Origin of the sequence: Micromonospora sp. NPDC023814 (assembly GCF_040639595.1) — a bacterium.
In the GTDB taxonomy this organism is placed as follows: domain Bacteria; phylum Actinomycetota; class Actinomycetes; order Mycobacteriales; family Micromonosporaceae; genus Micromonospora.
On the sequence record NZ_JBFAAF010000009.1, the window covers coordinates 43,654 to 66,444 of the forward strand.

General features: G+C 71.9%; 22 protein-coding genes, 1 tRNA gene and 1 pseudogene. 12 read left to right on the plus strand and 12 right to left on the minus strand.

The window, feature by feature from the left end; translation table 11 throughout:
• Positions 1-131 precede the first annotated feature (131 nt).
• Entirely contained in the window at positions 132-2,315 is a 2,184-nt protein-coding gene (locus AB0G14_RS06960) for a N,N-dimethylformamidase beta subunit family domain-containing protein (RefSeq protein WP_357694543.1), read from the plus strand.
• Between the two features lie 59 nt (positions 2,316-2,374).
• Positions 2,375-3,247, plus strand: coding sequence for a carbohydrate kinase family protein (locus AB0G14_RS06965; protein ID WP_357694545.1), 873 nt, complete (start codon positions 2,375-2,377; stop codon positions 3,245-3,247).
• 38 nt (positions 3,248-3,285) lie between these two features.
• On the opposite strand, the gene AB0G14_RS06970 is transcribed toward AB0G14_RS06965, so the two are convergent.
• Positions 3,286-3,807, minus strand: a complete 522-nt coding sequence (locus tag AB0G14_RS06970) for a DinB family protein (RefSeq protein ID WP_357694547.1) — start codon at positions 3,805-3,807, stop codon at positions 3,286-3,288.
• A 118-nt stretch (positions 3,808-3,925) separates the two neighbouring features.
• Between AB0G14_RS06970 and AB0G14_RS06975 the strand changes: the two genes are divergently transcribed.
• Positions 3,926-4,132, plus strand: coding sequence for a hypothetical protein (locus AB0G14_RS06975; protein ID WP_357694549.1), 207 nt, complete (start codon positions 3,926-3,928; stop codon positions 4,130-4,132).
• Between the two features lie 94 nt (positions 4,133-4,226).
• Here the strand turns inward: AB0G14_RS06975 and AB0G14_RS06980 are convergent, their stop codons facing one another.
• Positions 4,227-5,372 carry a polysaccharide pyruvyl transferase family protein gene (locus AB0G14_RS06980; protein WP_357694551.1) on the minus strand — a complete coding sequence of 382 codons (1,146 nt, stop codon included), beginning with the start codon at positions 5,370-5,372 and terminating at the stop codon, positions 4,227-4,229.
• A gap of 137 nt (positions 5,373-5,509) precedes the next feature.
• Positions 5,510-6,091 (minus strand): TetR family transcriptional regulator, encoded by a 582-nt coding sequence (locus tag AB0G14_RS06985; protein ID WP_357694553.1) that lies wholly within the window; start codon positions 6,089-6,091, stop codon positions 5,510-5,512.
• Between the two features lie 74 nt (positions 6,092-6,165).
• Between AB0G14_RS06985 and AB0G14_RS06990 the strand changes: the two genes are divergently transcribed.
• Together AB0G14_RS06990 and AB0G14_RS06995 are read left to right on the plus strand one after the other, a co-directional pair.
• The gene (locus AB0G14_RS06990) at positions 6,166-6,747 is read left to right on the plus strand and encodes a dihydrofolate reductase family protein (RefSeq protein WP_357694555.1); all 582 of its coding nucleotides are present in this window, start codon (positions 6,166-6,168) and stop codon (positions 6,745-6,747) included.
• 107 nt (positions 6,748-6,854) lie between these two features.
• The gene (locus AB0G14_RS06995; RefSeq protein ID WP_357694557.1) at positions 6,855-7,595 is read left to right on the plus strand and encodes a 3-oxoacyl-ACP reductase family protein; all 741 of its coding nucleotides are present in this window, start codon (positions 6,855-6,857) and stop codon (positions 7,593-7,595) included.
• Between the two features lie 83 nt (positions 7,596-7,678).
• On the opposite strand, the gene AB0G14_RS07000 is transcribed toward AB0G14_RS06995, so the two are convergent.
• On the minus strand, positions 7,679-8,476 hold the full coding sequence (locus tag AB0G14_RS07000) for an alpha/beta fold hydrolase (protein WP_357694559.1): 798 nt from the start codon (positions 8,474-8,476) through the stop codon (positions 7,679-7,681).
• A 121-nt stretch (positions 8,477-8,597) separates the two neighbouring features.
• Between AB0G14_RS07000 and AB0G14_RS07005 the strand changes: the two genes are divergently transcribed.
• Positions 8,598-9,185, plus strand: coding sequence for a GNAT family protein (locus AB0G14_RS07005; RefSeq protein WP_357694561.1), 588 nt, complete (start codon positions 8,598-8,600; stop codon positions 9,183-9,185).
• 74 nt (positions 9,186-9,259) lie between these two features.
• On the opposite strand, the gene AB0G14_RS07010 is transcribed toward AB0G14_RS07005, so the two are convergent.
• Positions 9,260-9,706, minus strand: a complete 447-nt coding sequence (locus AB0G14_RS07010; protein ID WP_357694563.1) for a GNAT family N-acetyltransferase — start codon at positions 9,704-9,706, stop codon at positions 9,260-9,262.
• An 82-nt stretch (positions 9,707-9,788) separates the two neighbouring features.
• Positions 9,789-11,648 carry a sigma-70 family RNA polymerase sigma factor gene (locus AB0G14_RS07015; protein ID WP_357694565.1) on the minus strand — a complete coding sequence of 620 codons (1,860 nt, stop codon included), beginning with the start codon at positions 11,646-11,648 and terminating at the stop codon, positions 9,789-9,791.
• 135 nt (positions 11,649-11,783) lie between these two features.
• Between AB0G14_RS07015 and AB0G14_RS07020 the strand changes: the two genes are divergently transcribed.
• The 3 genes from AB0G14_RS07020 (at position 11,784) to AB0G14_RS07030 (ending at position 13,863) form a co-directional block, all read left to right on the plus strand.
• A complete protein-coding gene (locus AB0G14_RS07020) occupies positions 11,784-12,659 on the plus strand; it encodes a hypothetical protein (RefSeq protein WP_357694567.1) in 876 nt (291 codons plus the stop codon).
• 281 nt (positions 12,660-12,940) lie between these two features.
• Positions 12,941-13,252, plus strand: a complete 312-nt coding sequence (locus AB0G14_RS07025) for a hypothetical protein (protein ID WP_357694569.1) — start codon at positions 12,941-12,943, stop codon at positions 13,250-13,252.
• 125 nt (positions 13,253-13,377) lie between these two features.
• Complete coding sequence (locus AB0G14_RS07030; RefSeq protein ID WP_357694571.1) at positions 13,378-13,863, plus strand: hypothetical protein; 486 nt, start codon at positions 13,378-13,380, stop codon at positions 13,861-13,863.
• Between the two features lie 136 nt (positions 13,864-13,999).
• On the opposite strand, the gene AB0G14_RS07035 is transcribed toward AB0G14_RS07030, so the two are convergent.
• Positions 14,000-14,599, minus strand: coding sequence for a hypothetical protein (locus tag AB0G14_RS07035; RefSeq protein WP_357694573.1), 600 nt, complete (start codon positions 14,597-14,599; stop codon positions 14,000-14,002).
• 57 nt (positions 14,600-14,656) lie between these two features.
• Positions 14,657-14,980: pseudogene (locus AB0G14_RS07040) on the minus strand (cytochrome P450); the annotation flags it as partial.
• Between the two features lie 1,193 nt (positions 14,981-16,173).
• Between AB0G14_RS07040 and AB0G14_RS07045 the strand changes: the two are divergent.
• The 3 genes from AB0G14_RS07045 to AB0G14_RS07055 all read left to right on the plus strand — a co-directional run bounded on the left by AB0G14_RS07045 (position 16,174) and on the right by AB0G14_RS07055 (position 18,961).
• Positions 16,174-17,394 (plus strand): IS481 family transposase, encoded by a 1,221-nt coding sequence (locus AB0G14_RS07045; protein WP_357694575.1) that lies wholly within the window; start codon positions 16,174-16,176, stop codon positions 17,392-17,394.
• A complete protein-coding gene (locus AB0G14_RS07050) occupies positions 17,355-18,083 on the plus strand; it encodes a hypothetical protein (RefSeq protein WP_357694577.1) in 729 nt (242 codons plus the stop codon). Before AB0G14_RS07045 ends, AB0G14_RS07050 begins: the two co-directional genes overlap by 40 nt.
• Before the next feature lie 212 nt (positions 18,084-18,295).
• Positions 18,296-18,961, plus strand: coding sequence for a site-specific integrase (locus AB0G14_RS07055; protein WP_357694579.1), 666 nt, complete (start codon positions 18,296-18,298; stop codon positions 18,959-18,961).
• Between the two features lie 77 nt (positions 18,962-19,038).
• On the opposite strand, the gene AB0G14_RS07060 is transcribed toward AB0G14_RS07055, so the two are convergent.
• The 4 genes from AB0G14_RS07060 to AB0G14_RS07075 all read right to left on the minus strand — a co-directional run bounded on the left by AB0G14_RS07060 (position 19,039) and on the right by AB0G14_RS07075 (position 22,779).
• A tRNA-Val gene (locus AB0G14_RS07060) sits at positions 19,039-19,110 on the minus strand.
• Positions 19,111-19,190: 80 nt separating this feature from the next.
• Entirely contained in the window at positions 19,191-19,658 is a 468-nt protein-coding gene (locus AB0G14_RS07065; protein ID WP_357694581.1) for a peroxiredoxin, read from the minus strand.
• Between the two features lie 80 nt (positions 19,659-19,738).
• Entirely contained in the window at positions 19,739-20,176 is a 438-nt protein-coding gene (locus AB0G14_RS07070) for a DUF3052 domain-containing protein (RefSeq protein WP_357450928.1), read from the minus strand.
• A gap of 110 nt (positions 20,177-20,286) precedes the next feature.
• Positions 20,287-22,779, minus strand: coding sequence for a transketolase C-terminal domain-containing protein (locus tag AB0G14_RS07075; protein ID WP_357694583.1), 2,493 nt, complete (start codon positions 22,777-22,779; stop codon positions 20,287-20,289).
• Positions 22,780-22,791: the final 12 nt, after the last annotated feature.

Below are 22,791 nucleotides of genomic sequence, written 5' to 3' on the forward strand. Positions count from 1 at the left end.
CGGATCGTCCGGTCGGCCGGTCTTCGCCGCTTTCCGAACGACTTTCGACGCCGCCCCCTCACCCCTCCCCCAGCGGCCCTCGGCCGGCGGCTAGATTGCGCTGGCTCGACAACGGGGAAGGTTCTTCACAAATGTCACTGCGCGTCCACCGTCGGATAACCCGGCGTCGTGTGTTGGCCTCGGGTGGCGCGCTGGCCGCGGCCACCGCCGCGCCCTCGGTGCTCGCGGCGCCCGCCGCGCCCGCCCGGGCCGACGGCCCCGGCTACGACCCCGAGCAGCGGTTCATCCAGCTCGTGGGCGGCGGGAACGGGGTCATCTTCGCCATCCAGGCCGACGGGTCGCTGCTCTGGTACCGGCACTGGGGCTGGCAGACCGGCGTGACCGGGTGGGCCACCGGCTCCGGCCGCAAGATCGGCTCGGGCTGGCACCAGTTCCGCACGGTCCTCGGCAGCGCCGACGGCTCGCTCTACGGGGTGCGGGCGGACGGCACGATCCACTACTACCGCTACGTCTGCACCAACTACACCACCGGGGCCGGCTACTGGAGCGGCAGCAGGCAGATCGGCAGCGGCTTCCAGAAGTTCCCCCGCCTCTTCGGCTTCGGCGGCACGGTCTACGGGGTCGACGCCGACGGCGACCTGTACGGCTACCAGTACACCCCGGCGACGGGGAAGTGGACCGGCGGCAGCCGGATCACCCGGGGCTTCAAGAGCTTCCAGGGCGTGGCGGACGGCTCCGGGGTGATCTACGCGTACCGGCACGGCGCCATCTACTGGTACCAGCACCTGGGCGGCGGCAGGTGGGCGGCCGGCTCCGGCATCCGGATCGGCAGCGGCTTCAACGAGCTGACCGTCAACGGGCTGATCTGCGTCGGGCAGGGCACCCTCTACGGCGTGCAGCCGAGCGACCCCACCCGGCGCGCCACCGGCAGCCTGGTCACCTACCGGATCACCAACTGGTCCAAGGCGGGCACCGACCGGCGGGCGACCTGGGCCAACGGCGGCTCCGGCCGCACCGTCGGCAGCGGCTTCACCCTGCAGAGCCAGGCCGCCCTCCAGGGGTACGCGCGGACGCCGACCGTGACCGCCGGCTCGACCGCGCGGATCGCGGTCTCCACCACCTTCCCGGCGCTCACCGCGTCGGTCGTGCGGGTGGCGCCGAGCGAGGGCGAGCCGGAGGTGGTGAAGAACCCGACCGGCGTGACGGGCAGGCTCCAGGTGCTGCCGACCGGCTACCTCCAGTCGGGCTGCGACTGGTCGGACACGCTGACGCTGTCGATCCCCGAGAGCTGGCCGTCCGGCCTGTACGCGGCCCGGCTGGAGGGCCCGCACAAGCTGCGCCGGCACGTGCCGTTCGTGGTGAAGCCGGCGACGCCCCGGCACGACATCGCGATGCTGCTGCCGACGAACACCTACCACGCGTACAACACCTGGGGCGGGCACTACCAGTACTGCGGGGACATGGCGGGGACGCGCACGTTCTCGCTGCGCCGGCCGTCGACGGAGCTGAACGTCGAGGCGACCGGCAACCTGGAGCACACCCTCTGGTCGGACGTGCTGCTGATGCGCTGGATGACCCGGCAGGGGCTGGAGTTCGACTGCTACGACGACACCGACCTGCACGTCTCCGGCGACTGGCTGGCCCGGTACCGGGTGCTGGTGCTCGGCAGCCACCCCGAGTACTGGTCGGAGGAGATGCGCCAGCACCTCGCCGACTACCTCGCCGGCGGCGGCCGGGTGATCTACGCCGGCGGCAACGGTCTCTACGAGCGGGTGCGGTTCAGCGCGGACCGCAGCGCCGTCACGTTCCGCACCCCGGAGGGGCGGCGGGACACCTACAACTCGCTGGGCCTGCCCGCCTCGCAACTCGTCGGGGTCAACTACACCAGCGCCAGCTGGTTCACCTTCGCCCCGTACGCGGTCCTGCGCGACCACGAGCTGCTGGCCGGCACCGGCCTGGCCGTGGGCAGCCGCTTCGGCCTCGCCGGCTACAACGGCGCGGCCAGCGGCTGGGAGACCGACGCCATGCTCGGCCTGGACGGCGAGGCCGACTCGACCGAGGTCATCGCCCGGGGGCAGAACACCGGCGGCGGCGCGGCCATGGTGCTGGTCGAGAAGCCCAACGGCGGCTTCGTCTTCAGCGCGTCCTCGATCACCTTCGCCGGGGCGCTGGCGACCGACGCGGCGATGTCCCGGCTCTTCCGCAACGTCTTCGACCTCGCGCTGGTCGAGGGCCCGGCGGTCCGCCGGACGACGGCGCCGCGGCAGCGCACCGCCCCCGCGCCCGATCAGCTCGAGCCCCAGCCGCTGGAGTGACCCTCGGAGCGGGTCGGCCGGCAGCGCCCTGGCTGACCCGCTCCGGCTAGGGTCGCTGCATGTTCGACCTCCTCGTGATCGGCGGCCTCGGCGTGGACGTGCGGGTGCGGGTGCCCGCGATCCCGCTGCCCGCCGCGGACTCCGTCACCGTCGACCCCATCGAGCTGCGAATCGGCAACACCGGTTCCGGGCTGGCGCTCGCCGCGCACGCGCTCGGGCTCCGGGTGGCGGTGGTCGACGTCCTCGGCGCGGACCCGGCCGGGGACGTGGTCCGGGCGGCGCTGGCCCGCACCGGTGTGCACGCCGTGCTCGGCGACGCCCCGGCGGGCACCCGGCGGTCGGTGAACATGGTGGACCCGGCGGGGCGGCGGATGTCGCTCTACGACCCGCGTCCGTGGCGGGGGCCGGCGCCGTTCGCGGCGGCCGAGCTGGCGGCGCTGGTCCGCGAGTCGGCGCACGTGCATCTGTCGATCATGGACTGGGTCCCTCCCCTGCTGCCCGCCCTGCGCGCCGGGCTCGCCGACGGGGCCGTCCTCTCCACCGACCTGCACGACTGGGACGGCGAGAACGCCTACCACCGCCCCTTCGCCGAGGCGGCCGACGTGGTCTTCGTCAGCGGGGTCCGGCTGGGCGCGGGCTCCGCCGCGCTGGCCGCCGCGCTGGCGCCCCGCACGGTGCTGGTGACCCACGGGGCGGACGGCGCCGACCTGCACGCCGGCGACGGCGGGCCGACCCGGGTGCCCGCCGCCGAGGCGCCCGCCCCGGTCGTCGACACCAACGGCGCCGGGGACGCGTTCGCGGCGGGCGTGATCGCCGCGCGGCTGCGCGGCGCACCGCCGGCCGCCGCGGCGGCGTACGGGGCCCGGGTCGCGGCGGCGGCCTGCACCCACGACGGCATGGAGTACCCGGCCGACCTGCTGCCGCGCCCCTGACGTCAGGGGTGTGGGCGGCACGGCCTCCCGGGTGGCCGTCAGACGGCGCCGGTGGCGCCGTCGGTCAGCTCGCGGAGGATGTCGGCGTGCCCGGCGTGCCGGGCGGTCTCCTCGACCATGTGCACCAGGATCCAGCGCAGCGAGACCTCGCCGAGCTGCGGGTGCGGGACGACGTGGTCGAGGTCGAACCGCGCGGCGACCTCCCGAGACCGGGCGCAGGCCCGCTCGTACGCCCCGGCGAGCCGCTCGACGGTGTCCTCCGCCGTCAGCGCGAAGCTCGCCGACGCGTCCTCCTCGGAGGTGAGGTAGACGTCGCCCGGGCCGGGGGCGAGCAGGCACGGGAACCAGTTCCGCTCCACCAGGGTCAGGTGCTTGACGAGGCCGGCGACGGTGGTGGCCGAGGGCACCAGCCGGCGGGCCGCGTCGGCGTCGGACAGCCCGCGCAGCTTGCGCAGCAGCACACCACGGTGGAAATCGAGGAACGCTTCGAGCACGGCCCGCTCGTCGCCCGTACGGGCCAGCACCGGGCCGAGCGTGGGGTCGATCCGAATCTCCGCCATCCACGGACCCTAGTCGTCCGGCGGGCCCGCGCGCTGCCCCTCGCCGTGCCGTCCGGCAGGCCCGCACGCTGCCGCGCTATCCGCTGCGGGGTCGGGCCGGGCGGGGCAGGATGGGCGCATGGCATCAACGGCAGAAATCCCGCTGGTGGGTGGCCCGGCCGACGGCGAGACGGTCACCGTCGAGCTGGACACGAACGGCCGCCCGCCGCTGACCCACCACCACCTCGGCCCGGAAGGGCTGGCCGAGGCGGAGATCTACGAGCTGGAGTCCGTGGATGCCGGGGCCGACCGGTGGCGCTACTGCTGGCGCGGCCCGGCGGTCTGAGCCGGGCCCGGGGCCCGGGTTCGGCGGCGGTCTGAGCCGACCCGGGGCCCGGACCCGGGTTCGGCGGCGGGACGGGGCCGGTGGGCGTCGCCCCTCAGGCCACCCCGCTCAGGGTGCGGGCGCGGAGGCTCTCCAGCACCGCACGAGTGACCTGCGAGGTCCCCCGGGCCTCGTCGCACACGCCGGCCACCCGCCGGGCGGTGGCCTCGGCCCGCTTCTCCCGCTCGTCCCAGAGCCGGTCGACCTCGGCCAGCAGCGGGCCCTCCACCTCCCGCTCCACGCCCCGCAGCGCCGGCACACCGAGCCGCTGGGCCAGGTCGAAGACCTTGCCGGCATACGGCAGCGGCAGGAACGGCGTGCCGACCATCGCGGCGAAGATCAGGAAGTGCAGCCGCATGCCGACGGCCAGGTCGAAGTGACGCATCAGCCCGAGCACCTGCTCGGGCTGATAGCTGCCGTGCAGGATCCGGCCCCGCTCGGCGGCAGTCATGTGCGACAACACGCCGTGCGAGTGCCGGATGTCGTCGCGCTCCATCGGGACGAAGAGCACGTACGCGTCGATCCGGTGCACGAGGAAGTCGCCGATCTGGGCCAGCAGGCGGTGGTAGCCGTCGACGTCGAGCCGCTCGGCGGCCCGGCCCGGCTCCCGTACGCTCATCCCGACCAGCCGCTTCCCGGCCGGCACGCCCTCCTCGCGGAGCAGTTCTGCCGGGAAGTCCTCGGGTTCGAGCAGGAACGCCGGGTCCGCGGTGACCGTGATCGGGTTGAGCAGCCCCGCCTCCTCCAGCACCATCCGGGACTCCTGGTCCCGCACGGTCACCTGGGCGGCGTTGGCCAGGGTCTCCCGCACCATCCCGGTGTCGATGCTCTCGCTGAGCGGCCCGACCCCCACCGCGTACGTCAGCAACGGCAGCCCGCGCTCCTGGGCGACCCGGACCACCCGCAGGTAGCGGCGGGCCTCCCGGTCGTAGAGGATGCCGCCGCCGCCGAGGATCAGCACGTCGAGCTCGCCCAGGACCAGCGCGGAGTCGGTGCGGCTGATCCCCTCCCACGGCACCGCCTCGACGTCGGGGTGGGCGACCCGGGTGTGCTCGGGGTTACGGGAGAAGACGATGATCCGCCCGTCCGGCTCCTGCTCCCGCAGGTCGGCCAGGAGGCCGGTCAGGATCGCCTCGTCGCCGAGGTTGCGGCCCCCGTACGAGCCGAGCACGCCGATCGTCAGTCCGCCGCCACGCGTCATCGGTCGCTCCTCCCCAGGTGCGTCCGGGGACGGTTTCCCGCTGCGCCGGGGAACACTCCTGGGCGGCCGACCCGGGCGGGGCGACGCACCCCGGCGTGTCCGGGTCCCGGTGTCCGGGCGTGGTCACGTTCCGTGGGTCACCGTTCGGTCGCGCCGCCCACCAGTCGGGACACGAACGCCACGATCACCTCGTCGGGGTCGAAACCGGCGTCGATGGACGTGCTGAGCAGATCGAGCAGCAGCCCGTCCATGGCGTAGTGCAACAGGGCGACCTCGAACGCGCCGCCCGGCAACCCGGACGCGATGTGGAACGCGACGTCGTCGCGGTAGCCCCGGCGCAGCGTGTCGCCGAGGACCCGCGCCAGGTCGGGCCGGCGGACCGCCTCCAGCCGCAGCTCGATCAGGGCCCGGGTGAGGTCGGGCTGCCGGGTGGTCCGCTCCACGATGTACCGCAGGTAGTCGACGAACAGCTCCAGCGACGGCTCGCGGGCGCCCAGCTCGGCCAGGACCCCCTCGTCCGGGGCGAACCGTTCCATGATCCGCTCGCCGAGCGCGCCGAGCAGGGCGTCGCGCGAGCGGAAGTAGTTGGAGGCGGTGCCCGTGGGCACGCCCGCCTCGGCGTCGACCGCCCGGTGGGTGAGCCCCCGCGCCCCCGTTGCCGCCAGCACCCGCAGCCCCGCGTCCGCCAGGGCCGCCCGTCGCTCCACGTTCCGTGCCATGAAAAGACCCTAGCAGGATCCACGACGGCTGTAGTACATTCGTCCACGACACCAGTAGTGATTGGGGAACCGGTTTGCGCAAGCTCGTGTACTACGTCGCCAGCACCCTCGACGGCTTCATCGCCGCCCCCGACGGGTCGCCCGACTTCCTCCGCCTGGACGCCGACGTGGCCGCGCACCTGGCGGCGAACTGGTCGCAGACGCTCCCCACGTTCACCCACCCGCAGTTCGGCATCGACGAGCCGGCGGGCCGCTTCGACGCCCTGGTGATGGGCCGGGCCACCTACGACCCGGCCCTCAAGATCGGCGTCACCAGCCCGTACGCCCACCTGAAGCAGTACGTCTTCTCCCGCACCCTGCCCCCGGCCGCCGAGCCGGAGGTGGAGATCGTCTCCACCGACCCGGTCGAGTTCGTCCGCGAGCTGAAGCGCCAGCCCGGCCGCGACATCTGGCTCTGCGGCGGCGGCCAGCTCGCCGGCCAGCTCCTGCCCGAGGTCGACGAGTTGATCATCAAGCTCAACCCGTACGTGATCGGCAGCGGCATCCCGCTCGCCGACCGCGGGTTCGACCCGCGCCGGTTCGACCTGGTGGGCACCCGCCCGTTCGACAGTGGAGTCGTCATCCTCCACTACGCCCGCCCCGCCGAAGCCGGGTAACCGGGCCGCCGGGGGCGGACGCGGGAATCGGACCCCGCGTCGGCCCCGGAACGAGGCGTCCGATCGCCGCCAGACCGGGATCGGCCGCTCCACCGACGATCATTGGCATGACGACACTGAACGAAAAGGTCGCCCTGGTCACCGGCGGCGCCCGGGGCATCGGCGCCGCCGTCGCCCTGCGCCTGGCGCAGGACGGGGCCGACGTGGCGATCACGTACGAGCACTCCACCGACCGCGCGGCGATGGTGGTCAAGCAGGTCGAGGCGCTCGGCCGACGGGCGCTGGCGGTCCGGGCCGACAGCGCCGACCCGGCCGCCGTCCGCGACGCGGTCGACCGGACGGCCGCGGAGCTGGGCCGGCTGGACATCCTGGTCAACAACGCCGGGGTCTTCCTGGTCGGCCCGGTGACGGAACTGGGCGACGACGAGGTGGAGCGGACGCTCGCGGTCAACGTCCGGGCCCCCTTCCTCGCCGCGCAGGCCGCCGCGCGCCACCTCACCGAGGGCGGCCGGATCATCAACATCGGCAGCAACGTCGGGGAGCGGGCCGTCTTCCCCGGTCTGTCGCTCTACTCGATGAGCAAGACCGCGCTGGTCGGCCTGACCCGGGGCCTCGCCCGGGAACTCGGGCCGCGCGGGATCACGGCCAACCTGGTGAATCCGGGGCCGACGGACACCGACGCCAACCCCGCGGACGGGCCGAACGCCGCCGCGATCGCGGGCTTCACCGCCCTCGGCCGCTATGCCGCGCCGGCCGACATCGCCGCGACCGTCGCGCACCTGGCCGGCCCGGAGGCCGGCTACGTCACCGGGGCGGTGGTCAACGTGGACGGCGGCTTCACCAGCTGACCCGGCGCCGGGCGCGGCGGTGCTCCCGGTCCCGCCGCGCCCGGCCCCGGCCCACGTCCAGCCCGGCCCGGCGGGTCCCGGCGTCAGCCGGGCGTCGCCACGGGATGGGTCAGGAACGGCAGGACCGCGGCCGGCAGCGCCGGCGAGGCCGCGATGTCGTAGTGGGTGAGCCCGGGCAGCACGGCCAGCCGGGAGGCCGGCCGGTCGGTGCCGTCCCAGCCGGCGTCCCGGTGGCCACCACCGAGCAGCCCGAAGAACTCCACCATGTGCGCGGTGCTGACCGAGTCGGCGTCGGCGAAGACGAGCAGCGTGGGCACGACGAGGGCGGCCACCTCGGCCGACCAGTCGTAGTCGCGCCGCAGCAGCTCGCCCGTCTTCGCCCAGAGCGTGGGCCAGTCCTCCGGCCGGGGCGCGATCCGCGTGTAGAGCTGGTGCAGCGGGGTGCCACGCATCCGCTCGCCCGCCTCCTCGTCGGGCTCGGGCATGCCCGCCAGCACCTCCGGGTACCAGCCCTGCCGCCGGCACGGCGCGGAGACGACGACCAGCCGGCGCACCAGTGCCGGATGCTGGATCGCGGTACGCAGCGCCACGCCGCCGCCGAGCGAATAACCCAGCAGGTCGGCCTCGGCCAGGCCGAGCCGGGTGATCAGCGCCGCGACGTCGTCGGCCATCGACTCGAAACGCAGCGGACGGTCGACGTCGGCGGTGCGCCCGTGCCCCTGGAGGTCGACCGCGATCACCCGGCGACGCCCGGCCAGGGCCGGCAGGATCGCCGAGAACATCTCGACCGCCCCGAAGCCGCCGTGCAACAGCAGCAACGGCGGGCCCTCGCCGTGCTCCTCCCACCACAGGCGCAGCCCGTTGACCTCCGCGTAGCTCATCTCCTCATCCAACCTCGTCGGTACGACATCCGCCGGCCGTCCGGCGGTGGGGCGGCCGAGGAGCTGTGCGCCCGGGCGCTGCGGACGGCGTACGGGGGTGAGGAGGTGGCACGATGACGTGATGTCGGTTCCCACGCAGGTCGCCCTACGTCCGCAGTACCCGGTCCGCACCGAGCGGCTGCTGCTGCGGCCGCTGACCGGCGGTGACGTCGACGCGCTGCTCGCCTACCGCAGCCGACCGGACGTGTGCCGCTACGTGCCCTTCGAGCCGATGACCCGCCAGGTCGTCGTCGACCGGATCTCGTCGGTGTGGGCACGCCGGGAACTCACCGACGAGGGACAGTCGCTGACGCTCGGCGTCGAGGTCGCCGACACCGGCGAGCTGGTGGGCGACGTGGTGCTGTTCTGGCACAGCCGCCTGCACGCGAGCGGCGAACTCGGCTACGCGGTGAATCCCGCCTTCGGCGGTCACGGGTACGCCACCGAGGCGGCGCGGGCCCTGCTCCGCCTCGGCTTCGAGGACCTCGGCCTGCACCGCGTCGTCGCGCGGGTCGACGAGCGCAACCACACGTCGGCGCGGCTGGCGCGCCGGCTGGGGATGCGGCAGGAGGCCCGCCTGGTCGAGAACGAGTTCTTCAAGGGCGGGTGGAGCACCGGACTCGTCTTCGCGATGCTCGCCGACGAGTGGGCCGCGCGCCACGGGATCTGAACCGGCCGGGCTGAGGGGTCGCGGCGACACGTGCCGGAGGCCGCCGGCTGGCACCGGCGTGCCGTCCTCCCCGGCTACAGCCGCTTGCGCATCTGGAGAGACGTCACCTCGAAGCCCATCTGCTCGTACAACGTCCGGGCGGGAAGGTTGAAGCCGAAGACACTCAGGCCGATAGAGACGACCCCCCGCTCCCGGCACAACTTCTCGACCGCCTGGATCATGGCGCGGCCGTAGCCCTTGCGCCGCAGGTCCGCCCGCACCTCGAAGTCGTAGCCGAAGGCGTGCGGCCCGTCCGACTTCTGCTCGACGTGGAGCCACAGCATGCCGACCTCGTCGTCGCCGTCGTAGGCCGTCCACAGGTGGTGGCCCTCCGTCGCCAGGCCGTCGGGCAGCAGTTTCCCGTAGTCCTCCTGTGCCTTTCGGCGCGCCTCCGGCAGCGGCATCGCCCCGGAGTCGCAGATGTTCCGCGCGTAGCTCTCCTCCGCCCGCTCCCGGTAGCGGAGGTACTGCCTGTCGGTCATCGGCTCGAGCCTCAGGGTCACCACCCCGGCACCGTATGCCAATCCCCCGCTTCCGGGCTGCCCCGCGCAGCCGCCGTCCCGGCTATCCCGGTCGCACGCACGGGTCGGTGACCGTGTAGGTCGCGCTCTGCGCCGTGCGGCCGTCCACCGTGGTCGCCCGTACCGACCAGGTCAGCGTCGGCGCCCGCAGCCGCCCGACGGTCGCCCGCGCCGACGAGCCGTCCGCCGTCATGGCCCGGACCGACGTCCTGCCCCCGGTGGGTGTCCAGCGAACCTCGGCACCGCTGAGCGTGGCGCTGCCGGTGGCCTGCACCACGAGGCTGTACGTATCCGCGCCACAGCGCACCCGCGCGGTGGCGGAGACCGTGAACGGCGCGGCGACCTGCGGTGTGCCGGTCGGCCGGGGCGCGGTCGGTGGTCTGGAGGTGGCCGGTGCGGTGCCACCCGGCACCACACCGGGCGCGGCGGGCGCATCGGTCCGGGCGGCCCCGTCACCGCCCGCCGGCCCGGCCACGGTCCCGGGCGTCGAGGCGGCGGCGCCGGCCGGCACCGGCGTGTCGGCTCGGGTGCCGGCTGGCGTGGCCGTGCCGGACGGCTGCGGCGCGACGGCAGGCTCCGCCGGACCACCGGCCGGTGATGCGAGCGCCTCGGACACCGGTCGGCCGGAGCCGTCCCGGCCGGCGGTCGGGCGACCGGTTGTCAGTGCCCAGGTGCCGAGGACGGCGAGAAGGATCAGCAGAGCCGCGGTCGCGGCCATCCGCTGACGGCGCCGGTCGCGGCCCGGCGGGGTCGTCCGCACCGCGTGGTCCGCACCGGCGACGGGCCGAGTGGTACGAGACCGGCCGGATCGTGGCGCCATCGCACGGTGCGTCGCACCGCCCGGCACCACCGCACCGCCCGGCACCACCGCACCGCCCGGCACCACCGCACCGCGCGGCACCGCCTCGCCGCCCGGGGCCACCGCCTCGCCGCCCGGGGTCACCGCCTCGCCGCCCGGGGTCACCGTCCCGCCGGCCGCCGACGCGGGCCCGTCGACCGGTCCGTCCGCCGGCCCGGCAATCTCCGCCGCGGAGGGCTGGTCCGCCGCACGCGTCGGGTCGGCCGCCGGGTCGGCCGTGACCGGACTCGCCGGAGCATCCGCCGTCTCGGCCAGGACATCGGTCGCACAGACCTCGGCCAGCCTCGGCCACACCGTGTCCGCGACGACCAGGAAGGCCGGCGCCGTGTACGCCGACAGCAGCGCGGACGGGCTGAGCTGTTCCCGTCGGAGCAGCCCGCACACCGCGCAGCTCTCGATGTGCCGCGAGACCCGCTTACGCAGGGTCGGCGTGAGCCGCCCCTGCCAGCCGTCGATCAGGCCGGCGAGGGTGGGGCAGTCCCGGGCCCCGGTACGGGCCACCAGCAGCGCCCCCAGCGCCCGTTCGAGCTGCGAACGGGCGCGCGACAGGCGGGCGTGCGCGTGGTTCGCGGGCACCCCGAGGGCCGCGCCGATGTCGGCGGACGACAGGTCGTGGCGGATGGCCAGGTGGACCACCTCGCGGTCGCCCGGGTTCAGCGCGGCAGCGGCACTGTGCACCAGGTCGCGTACCTGCTCGGCGTTGACGCCCGTGGCCGGGTCGACGGCGTCGGCCACCGGCTCGTCGGCCTCCTCCAGCGGCAGGGAGCGGGCCCGCTCCCGGAGCTGCCGGAGGCATTCGTTGCGCACGATCGCGTACAACCAGGGGCGCAGCCGGTCGGGCTCCCGGAGCTGGCCGATGCGCTGGCTTGCGGTGAGGAAGGCGTCGTGCACGGCGTCCGCGGCGGCCTCCGGCTCGCGCAGCATGGTCCGGGCGTACGTGTACAGCCGGTCGGCGTACCGCCGGTACATGCCCTCCAGCCCGGCCCGCTCGCCGCGGCGCATCGCCTCGACCAGTGCGGTGTCGTCCTGTGCCGCCGTGTCCATCCGTGTCCCTCGCTGCTCCTCGACGCGTCCAGTAAAGCCGCCGAATTTTTTCTTCGGGAGTTTCTGTTGGCATCCCGACCCCACCGCGCTCCTACCGGTGTCATCGCTACGAACAACCCAGGAAGGAAAGACACCATGCGAGAGGGATCGAACCGCACCCGGTGGTCGCGTCGGACGGCCGCCGTGGGTGGGGCGGCGCTGAGCGCGCTCGTGCTCGGCCAGGTGGTCCTCACCGGGCCGGGGGCGGCGGTGCCCGGCCTGAGCATCAAGACGACGACCGGCCCCAGCAACACCTTCGCGAAGTCGCAGCCCGCGACGTGTCCGTCCGGCACCAAGGTCATCGGTGGTGGCGGCGCGATCACCGGCACGGGCCTCGGGCAGGTCGGCATGGACATCATGCGGCCGCTGGTCGACGGCAACACCTACTCGGTGACCGGCCGTGAGGACGAGAACGGGGTCGGCGGCGACTGGGCGGTCACGGCGAGCGCGGTGTGCGCCCCCGCGCCCGCGGGCCTGGTGACCGTGTCCGGCAGTTCGGCGCCCAGCAGCTTCGGCACATCGAACTGGTTCGAGAAGTCCTGCCCGCCTGGCAAGCACGCCATCGGGGTCGGTGGCGCGGTCGTCGGGGCGTCGAACAGCGAGGTCGTCCTGGAGGATCTGCGCATCCAGCAGAACAGCGTCGTGGTGGCGGGTGCCGAGGACGGCACCGGCTTCGCCGGCACGTGGTGGCTGGAGGCCACCGCGATCTGCGCCGACCCGCTGCCCGGTGAGCAGCGCGTCATCAACGACAGCCTCTACAACTCCGCCGCCACCCGGTCGGCCGTGGCCACCTGCCCGCCCGGCACCCGGGTGCACGGAGTGGGCGGCGAGATCCTCGGCGGCGACGGCCAGGTGCGCCTGACCCAGATGCTGCCCACGACCTCGACCACCGTGACCGTCAGCGCCGCGGAGGACGAGGACGGCTTCAGCAGCAACTGGAAGGTGCGCGCGTACGCCGTCTGCGCGAGCTGACCGCCAGCCTGCTCAGCGATACGACGACCTGTGACGCAGCGGGCCGCCGGTGATCCGGCGGCCCGCTGCGCGTGCTGGTCGGTGTGGGCGCGGCAGGTTCCGCACCTGTGGCCCCCTCGCAGCTCGTCCATGAACTCCGCTCGCCCTGGCCGCCGCAGATTCACGTCGCCGCGTCGGACAACCGGCCGTTGTCACGTGGATCCGACGAAAAGTTCTTAAACTCGGACGATAGCCGCAACCGCTCGGCCTGCGAACAGTCCTCACGGTAAGGATGGGCGCTCATGGACTCAGATTCGGACGAGGTAAATCTCAGCCCTGCCGAGCAGGAGGCGCAGAACAGGCTGCTGCAAGCTCTCGAAAGGGTCCAGACCATCTCGATGGCGCTCAACCATGTCGAGCATCTCCTGAATCCCGAGAACCCTTACACCCCAGCCATGAACACGCCGTCGGTCAAGGCTTTGCTGGGTCAGGTAAATCCGGGTGAAACCGCCGAGGAGCGTCGAGACGCCATGCTCGAACTTCAGGCGAGACTGACGGTAGCCAAGAAGGAGTACGAGAAGGCACTGGAAGAGGCGAAGAAGGTTTCGTCATGATGGGGCCCGGGGACGGTGCTCGACCCAGCCTCACCGCCGCCACCAGGCTCCAAGACGCCTCGAGACGCGAGGAATGGGCGTGATAGAGCCGACCGCCTCACCCGCCGCCTGACAGGAGGGACACCATGACCGATGCCTTCGCAACTGTATGGCGCCCGGGCGACGGCACGCAGTGGGTGCACTGGGGCATGTCGGAGGACGACGTCAAAGCCAAGGACTCCACCTACTTCCCACAAGGACTCCGCATCACCACCCTCCTGATCAAGGACGGAAAGTTCGCCGCCGTATGGCGCCCCGGCGACGGCACACAATGGGTCCACTGGGGCATGTCGGGCGACGACTTCGCTGCCCGGGATCGGACCTACTTCGCCCAAGGGCAGCGCCTCGGCACTCTGACGACCGATAACGGGCGGCTCGCCGCAGTGTGGCGTCCGGGGGACGGCACCCAGTGGTGCAGTTGGCGGCGACACGTTGTCGACTTCAAGACCGAGGACGGCGCGTACTTCCAGCAGGGGCTCAGGGTTGCGTGCCTCGACCTCGACGACGATCCGGTGATTAAACCCCTACGCGGAATGGCTCAGCGAAGCGAGCCGCAGATCCACAAAGGATAGCGGCTCGCTCACACCCAAATTTAATGAGAAGAAGAGTTAACTACAGCGATGTCAACGCTCCGACACGCGCGGGGAACCTGAACAGCACGCCCGATCAAAGCCGCCGAGCCCCAATGAGCGAGCCGCCGACGATGAGTTAATAGCCTAGCTTCCAGTTTTGCCAGTTTCCTCCGTTGCAGTGGAAGGAGTACACGTCCCCGTAATTGCTGTCAAGGCAGTAACTGGTAGACATGTAGCTTTTGAACTGTACAGAATTCCACTTGCTACCTGTCGCGAAGAAAAATGTACGCCAAACATAAGCCGGGGGAAGTGTGTTAGTGACGCCGGTTGGGCAGTAATGGCCGTCTAAGGTAACCGTCCTCGGGTTATCGCCATAAATGGTGTCGAGGCACCGGCCGGTCGCCTTATTTTTGAGCTGGACGACAGGGTCTGATAAGCCGCTCATGACCCCGTGGACCTCCCACACCTGGTGTGGGTTGGTCCCCATGGGCAGGCTGCATGGGAGCGTATAGACATCACCGGCCCAGTTGCTGTCCAGGCACCATCCCGTCTGCAAGTTGCGCACCATGTTCGCGGTGATGAACCAAGCCTGCGCGGGAGACGCGACAGTAATTGCCGAAAAAGCACCAACCATGAGGGCGACGACGAACGCCAAAACGCGGTGACGTGGTCGCCAGGATTTTGTGACGGATGGGACGACCTGAGGGTCGACCAGCCGATCGTTCGGGACGGACATGGGGACCTCCGATGAGATGCAACTACTCCCTTGTGGCAACAGCTCTGGATCAATCCTTCATGCGTCGATACGTGCAGGGATTCCAGCCCGCGGAAGACGTGGTTCGCGATATAGGTCGGCGTGTAGTCGTCGGCGAGACGCAGGCCGGGCAGCCTGGTCAAGCAGCGTCCGCAACGCGACTGTGATCTCGGCGCGGGCAAAAAAAGGGGGGGCTCCTGGGCATGCGTGCAGGCCTGCGCCGAACGCGAGGCGGTCGTGAACATTCGGTCCGCCCAAGTCGACCGCGTCCGGGTCGGGAAACACCGCTTCGTCGCGGTTCGCCGACCCGAACAACAGCAGCAGGAGCGAACCCTTGGCCAGGACGGCACCACCCAGCTCGACCTCTCGGTTCGAAGACGGGGCGACTGAGGGTTGGGGTGGGGTTGGGCATGGGGCGACGCTCCTCCCGTGTCCCGCCGGAGTCCCCTGGCGACGCGGGGTAACTACTCAGGTTCCCGGACCTAGTTGATCCTGTTAGTTGATCTTGAAGTGGGATCCACAGGCGATCTGCGGCAAGTTGGGTGGGGGCTTCGAGCGTGTTGACCACGTGCAGCCCACCCCCGCCGTTCGGTGGCGGTGCTGCCGCTGTCCAAACTCGACGATCGGAGCGTTCTGCAACGATGGCACCACTAAACGCCGCCCGTGGAAGTTCCACCATCGGTTGCGCCATCAACAATCCATGGCCATCCGGTGTCGCCAACCAGACACATAGCCGGACTTAAATCAATCAGTTTGTTAATTTTGGGAAAATCCTGCTCTACGGACCGTGGTAGAAGCACTCCATATCGAGGTCCTGCGTCGTTTCGTCGCAGCAGCGTCCCTGACGCGTCCGTGCATGCACTCCGGACAAGTCGGACTGTCACCTACCGCACTGTCTCCCTTGCGCGGAACGGCTCACTGTCTGCCGCCGACTGCCCTTCCGGGGAGCAGGCCACCCGGCCCGCCGCGTCAAGCGGACCTTGACGCACGTACGGACGCTGCCGGAACAAACTGAGTCGGCTCTCGTGTCACGGACCGCGCCCCCGGCGGACACCGCCACAGTGGCGCAGTTGACCCAACCTCGCCCGGCACGGACCCGGCTCCCGGGGTCGGAGCTGGCCACCGGCGGCCACCCCTCCCCCTCCCAGGTGAGCAGTTGACCTGACCCTGGGCGGCTGCGGAGCCGGCTCCTGGACGACTACCGCGCCTTCGCGCGGATACCGCCCCCATGCTTGGGGCTTGCCGCGCGGACCCGGCGCGCCCTTTCCTGCGCCGCGCTGCTCGGGCGCGGCGCGGCCGGCTGCCGGCGGAGAAACCTCCACCACTCTCCCCGTTACCCCGTCTGCGGCGGCCCACCGGGCTTCCCGCTCTCCGCGCCAGCCGCCGGGCGTCAGGCGTGACGGCCGCAGAGCGACAGCGGCAGCGGCCGGCGCGCGCCCAGGCGGCGGCGCGTGCGGCCCGCTCAGGGCCGCCTTGATAGATGCACAGAAAGTCCTCCCAGACCGCCGGCAGCCGACCTGTCCTCCGTCGACTGATGTGCGACACGCGTCCGCCAGGTGATCTGCGACAGTGGTCGGTTTCGGCACTCTGGGCCCGACGTCTCCGCGGGACGTCGGGACTCGGGGAGGCCGGGATTGGCACTGGTTGTCTTGTCGGTTGTCGAGCAACGGTTGGACGCGGTTCGTGCGGTGCTGGCCGGGTCGGATGTGGTGGAGGTGGCCGCCAAATGTGGGGTGCATCGGTCAACGGTGCATCGGTGGGTGGGCCGGTATCTGACTGAGCAGTTGGCGGGGTTGGCTGACCGGTCGCATCGGCCGCACTCGTGTCCCGGTCAGGTGGCGGAGGCGGTTGAGGTCGCGGTGGCGGAGATGCGTCGGGAGCATCCCCGGTGGGGCTCCCGGCGGATCCGGTTGGAGATGCTGCGCAAGCCCGGCCCGTGGGTGGTCGAGGACCTGGTGGTGCCGTCGGAACGGACGATCGACCGGATTCTGCAGCGGCAGGGTCTGCTGCGGGCGCGGCCCCGGAAACGGCCGAAGGACTCGTATAAGCGGTGGGAACGGCCCGCGCCGATGCAGTTGTGGCAGATGGACATCGTCGGCGGAGTGCAGCTGGTCAACCCGGCCACTGGTGTGCTGCGGGAGGCGAAGCTGGTCACCGCCGTTGACGACCACTCCCGGTACTGCGTGATCGCCAAGGTGGTGGAGAGGGCCACCGGCCGGGCGGTGTGTCTGGCGCTGGCGGAGGCCCTGGCCCGCTTCGGGGTCCCGGAGGAGATCATCACCGACAACGGCAAGCAGTTCACCGATCGGTTCGGTAAGTACCGGCCCCGCACCGGTGAGGTGCTGTTCGACAAGATCTGCCGCCACAACGGCATCACGCACCGGCTGACCGCACCCGCGTCACCGAACCAGAACGGCAAGGTGGAACGGTTCCACGGCACCGTCCGCCCCGACTTCCTCGACACCGCCGGCCCGTTCACCAGCCTCCGGGAAGCCCAAGCCGGGTGGACGCTTACGTGCTGCACTACAACACCGACCGACCCCACCAGGCCCTCGATGCGAAGACGCCGGTCACCCCGGCTGACCGGTTCCAGCCGGTTCCCGCGCAGCAGCGGGCACTGGTCGACTTGTGGCTGCCACCCACCCTGGACCCCGTCCCCGCCCTGGCCGGGCATACCGTCACCGACACCGGACCAGCTCAACCGGCCGAGTCACCGCCAGCATGGACTGGTGGGCCGGTGGAGTTCGATCGGGTCGTGCCGCCGTCGGGCAACCTGATGGTGTGTCAACGCCAGTTCTGGATGGGCACCCACCGAGCCGGAATGGTGGCCCGGATCTGGGCCGACTGCGACCTGATCCACGTCCTCATCGCCGGCATCCGGATCAAAACCGTCCGGTCCCACCTGAGCGTCAACGACCTGGCCGCCCTCGCCCGGCAGGGCGCCACGCCGGCCGGCCCGTCACCCCTGCCCCCGATCGAGGACGGCGACGCCATCGAGGTCGAACGCTGCGTCAACCGAGGCGGCGGAGTCTCACTGGGCCAACACATCGTCCTGGCCGCCGAGATCCTCGCCGGCCGCCGGGTCGGCATCCGCATCAAACCCACCACCCTGATGTTCTACGACCTCGACACCCGCGAACTGTTGCGCACCCGCACCAACCCGCTACGCCCCGAGCAGGTGAAACGCCTACACGGAGCCCGACCAGCCGGGCCACCACCACGACCCTCGGTCGAACCCGTCCGCGTGCAACGGCGAGCCTCCAACAGCGGCATCATCATGGTCACCGGCCAGAAAGTCGCCCTCAGCCGAGCCCACCGACACCAGACCGTCACGGTGACCGTCTCCGACACGACCCTGGCCATCGACCTCACCGACGGAGACACCAAAGTCGTCCGACGCACCACCAACCAGCCAGTCCGTAGCATCAAAGGCCAGCGACCGCGGATCGCTACCTCAGTTTCCTAGACCACCCGTCGCACATCACCTGACGGAACCGCGTCGCACATCAGCTGACGGATCACATGGGCAGTCCGGCCGGTCTTCCGGTCGACGACCGCCGTCGGTTGCCCGCGTCAGGCGTCGGCCGGTGCTGCCAGCGATACCCAAGTGCCCGACAGATCCAGTTCGTACACGCTGTGCTCCGCAACGCGCTCCAACACGCAATGCGGGAGGAATTGGTGTCCCGCAACGTTGCCAAGCTGGTCCGCGTCCCCTCGCCTCGGTACAAGGTCGGCAAGGGCCTGTCCGTCGACCAGGTGCGCAAGCTCCTCGCCGCTGCTGAGGGACACCGGCTCCACGCGCTTTACGTCGTGGCCGCGACTCTCGGACTGCGGCGCGGTGAACTCCTCGGGCTGCGCTGGTCAGACCTCGACCTCGACACTGGCACCGCTGCTATCGGTCAGACCGTGCAGCGGGCCGGCGGGAAGCTACGGCTGCAAGACACCAAGACCGAGGACTCGGACAGCGTCCTTCCCCTGCCCGACTGGACTTGGCTGGCGCTGCTCGACCACCAGGAGCGCCAGCGCCGGGAACGCGACCGGGTCGCCGCGGTCTGGCAGGATCACGGCCTTGTCTTCCCAAGCGAGGTGGGTACTCCGATAGAGCCTCGCAACCTCAACCGTCACTTTGCCGCCCTCCGAGAGAAGGCCGGTTGCCCAGACGTCCGGCTGCACGACCTGCGACACACCGTCGTGTCCCTGCTGATGGAGCTGGGCGTCCCGCCGCACGTCGTCCAGGCCATCGCCCGGCATGCCGACGTGAAGATCACGCTGAAGATCTACTCGCACGCCAACCTTGACGTCATGCGGCAGGCGCTCGGCAAGCTCGACGAGCGACTCTCATGAGCCCGGTTGCTGTCACCGTTGCTGTCATCGGCGGGATCTGTGATATTCACAGCGGCGTTTGTGCTGGTGGTGATGGGTGGGCGCGGCAGGTTTCGAACCTGCGACCCCTCGCTTGTAAGGCGAGTGCTCTCCCACTGAGCTACGCGCCCGGAACGCCCGTACGGCGGGCCGGAGGCTGGCAAGCTTACCCTGCCACCCGCCCGCCCGGTCGTACGGTGTGCCCGGTTGGTCAGGCCGCGACGGCCTCCGCCAGGGCCTTGCGCCAGCCATGCTGGTCGCGGGCCTCGCCCGGCATGTTCATCTCGGCGAAGCGCACCACGCCCGCCTTGTCGATGACGAAGGTGCCCCGGTTGGCGATGCCGGCGACGTCGTTGAAGACGCCGTACGCCTGGGCCACCGCGCCGTGTGGCCAGAAGTCGGCCAGCAGCGGGAACTGGTAGCCCTCCCGGTCGGCCCAGATCTTGTGGGCGTAGACCGAGTCGACGCTGACGGTGAGCACCTGGACGTCGTCGTTGACGTACTCGTTGAGGTTGTCCCGCACCTCGCACAGCTCACCCTGGCAGATGCCGGTGAAGGCGAGCGGGTAGAAGACCAGCAGCACGGTGCGCTTGCCGCGGAAGTCCGAGAGCCGGACCTCCTGGTTGTTCTGGTCCTTGAGCACGAAGTCCGGCGCCTCGGCGCCAACCTCGATCGGCATGCGAGCTCCTCAGGATGGGGTCGGATGGGCACCAGCCTGCCACACCCGGCGATGGGCGCCGCCGGGTGCCACAGCGGCGCCTACTTCTTGCCCTTGGCCCCGCGCCGCAGGACGAGGCGGGCGCCGCTCCAGTCCCGGCCGGCGTTGACGGTCGAGGTCTGCTGGAGGCCGGCGGTGGGCGCGGACTCGGCGATCTCGCTCGGCTCGACGTGCCCCTCGCGCCCGGCCTTGGGCGTGAGCAGCCACACGACACCGTTGTCGGCCAGCGGGCCGAGGGCGTCGACGAGGAGTTCGAAGAGATCACCGTCGCCGTCGCGGTACCAGACCAGCACCGCGTCGACCACCTCGTCGGTGTCCTCGTCGACCAGCTCTCCACAGCGGTCGGTCAGGGCGTCCCGGAGATCCTGGTCGACGTCGTCGTCGTACCCCATCTCCATGACGACCATCCCCGGCTCGATCCCGAACCGGTCCGCCAGGCTGCGTACCCCGTCGGCGGCCTGACCAGCGGTCGCGCTCACTGTCGCGTGCCTCCTCATCTCATCCCTGCTGGCGGCGTCGTGCGACGCCGTCAGGCAAGTCCACACAGTTGTGGCTCCCCGCGCAAGTGGCGCACCGGGTGGAACGGAATTTACCGTGCCAGGAGCGTACGGGCACCCTGGGTAATTGCTTCCTCGGAGACCAGGACCTGACGCGCCGCCGGACCTAATGGTACAAACGAGTCAACTCCGGCCACTCGCCGCGCCGCCCCGACATATCCGGCGTCGACCAGGGCGGCGATCACCCCCTCGCCCACCCCGCCGGACCGGCGCGTCTCGTCCACCACCAGCACACGGCCGGTCGCGGCGGCCTCCCGGATGATGTCCGCCACCGGCAGCGGGGCGAGCCAGCGCAGATCCACCACCCGGACGCCGATCCCCTCGTCGGCAAGGGTCGCCGCCGCACGCAGCGACATCCGCACCCCGTTACCGAACGTGATGATCGTGACGTCCTCGGCGGAGCCGACCCCGTAGACCCGGGCCCGCCCGATCGGCACGTGCCCGCCGGTCCACGCGCCCGGCTCGGCATAGGGGGCCAGCCACTCGCCGTCGCCGTCGGCGTAGAGGTCGCGGGTGTGGTAGAGCGCGATCGGCTCCAGGAAGACGCAGACGCTGCCGTCCACCGCCGCGCTGGCCAGGCAGGTGCGCAACATGGGCGCGGCGTCGTCCGGCCGCGCCGGCACCGCGATCACCAGGCCCGGCACGTCCCGGAGTACGGCCACCGAGTTGTCGTTGTGGAAGTGCCCGCCGAAGCCCTCCTGGTACGCCAGCCCGGCCACCCGCACCACCATCGGGTTGCGGAACGCCCCCTGCGAGAAGAACTGCATGGTCGCCGCCTCGCCGCGCACCTGGTCCTCGGCATTGTGCAGGTACGCCAGGTACTGGATCTCCGGCACGGGCAGCATCCCGGCCAGCCCGGCACCGAGCCCCAGCCCGAGGATCGAGGTCTCGTCGAGCAGGGTGTCGAATACCCGGGCCGCGCCGAACCGGTCCCGCAGCCCCTTGGTCACCCCGTACACGCCGCCCTTGGCCCCGACGTCCTCGCCGAACACGGCCATCTGCGGGTGGTCGAGCATCCCGTCGGCGAGCGCGGCGTTGATGCTCTGCGCCAGGGTCAGCGGGCCGGTCAGCTCGGGTGGCTTGCCGCCGAACGCCTCCGCCCGCGCGCCGGCGCCGGGGCCGCCGGCCCGGGCCGCCGCGTCCGCCACCGCGCGGGCGACCCGCACCGGCCGGCGGGGGGCCAGCGGCGCCACCACCTCGGCCGGCGCGGCGAGCTTCGGCTCGTCCAGCACCTCCTCGGCGATCCGGCGCACCTGCCAGCCGATCTCGTCGTAGCGGGCCAGCAGCTCGTCGCCGGACGCGAAGCCCGCCTCGACCAGCAGCCGCGCGGTGCCGACCAGCGGGTCCCGGTCGAGGTCGGCGGCGATCTCGTCGGCGCCGCGGTACGCGGTCTCGGCGTCCGCGCCGGCGTGCCCCATCAGCCGTACCGTCGACAGGTGCAGCACGGCCGGGCGCCGGTGCCGGCGGACCCAGGCCGCCGCCTCGGCCGCCACCTCGTACGCCCGCACCAGGTCGCCGCCGTCGGCCGCGAAGTAGCGGATGCCCGGCCTGGACCGCAGCGCGGTCTCCACCCACCCCTTCGGGGAGCGGACGCTGATGCCGAGGCCGTTGTCCTCGCAGACGAAGAGCACCGGGATGCGCAGGCCGGTGTGGTCGTACCAGCCGGCGGTGTTGAACGCGGCGGTGGCGCTGGCGTGGTTGACCGAGGCGTCGCCGAACGAGCAGACCACGATGGCGTCGGGCGGCCAGGGGGCGTGCGCCGCTCCCCCGCCGCTGCCGACCCGCACCCCCTCCCCGGCGCGCCGGCCGGCCGTGTCCAGCCGGCGCAGGCGTTCCACGGCCAGCCCCATCCCGACGGCGCGGGGCAGGTGCGAGGCGATGGTGGAGGTGGTCGGGACGACGGCCAGGTCGGCCCGGCCGAAGACCTTGTGCCGCCCGCCGGCGATCGGTTCCCGGCTGGAGGCGACCATCCCCCGCAGCACGTCGCGGGCCGCCTCGGCGTACCCAGGGGGGAGCGGCCGGTCCGCGGCGGCCCCGGCGGTCGGCGGCGCGTCGGCCGGCTCCTTTGGGCCGGGCCCGTCCGCGCGGCTGGCGTCGTCGTCCGGGGGTGCCGGGTCGGCGTCGGTGGGCTGGTCGGGCCGGTCGGCCGGGTCGTCGGCCGGGTCGGGTCGGGCGGCGTCGGCGGCCTGACCGGCGCGGACGCAGTAGAAGGCGCCCGAGCGGTAGTGCAGCAGCGCCGGATCGGTGGCGCGCAGGGCGGCGGCGACCGCGGCGTTCCCCTCGTGGCCGGCGGAGCCGATCGTGTAGAACCCCTCGCCGAAGCTGCGCAGCCAGCGCCCCGCCAGGTCGAGCTGGCGGCTGGTCACCTGGGCGTCGAAGAGGTCCAGGACCCGGGCGCCGGTGAGCGTCGTGTCGTCGGTGACCGGCCGTGCCGGGTCACGCGGCTGGTGCGGGGCGGCCAGCGCGGCCAGCGCCTCCCGGAACCGGTCGTCGAGATCTTGCGGGGTGGTCACGTCGGACAGCATTACCGACGAGCG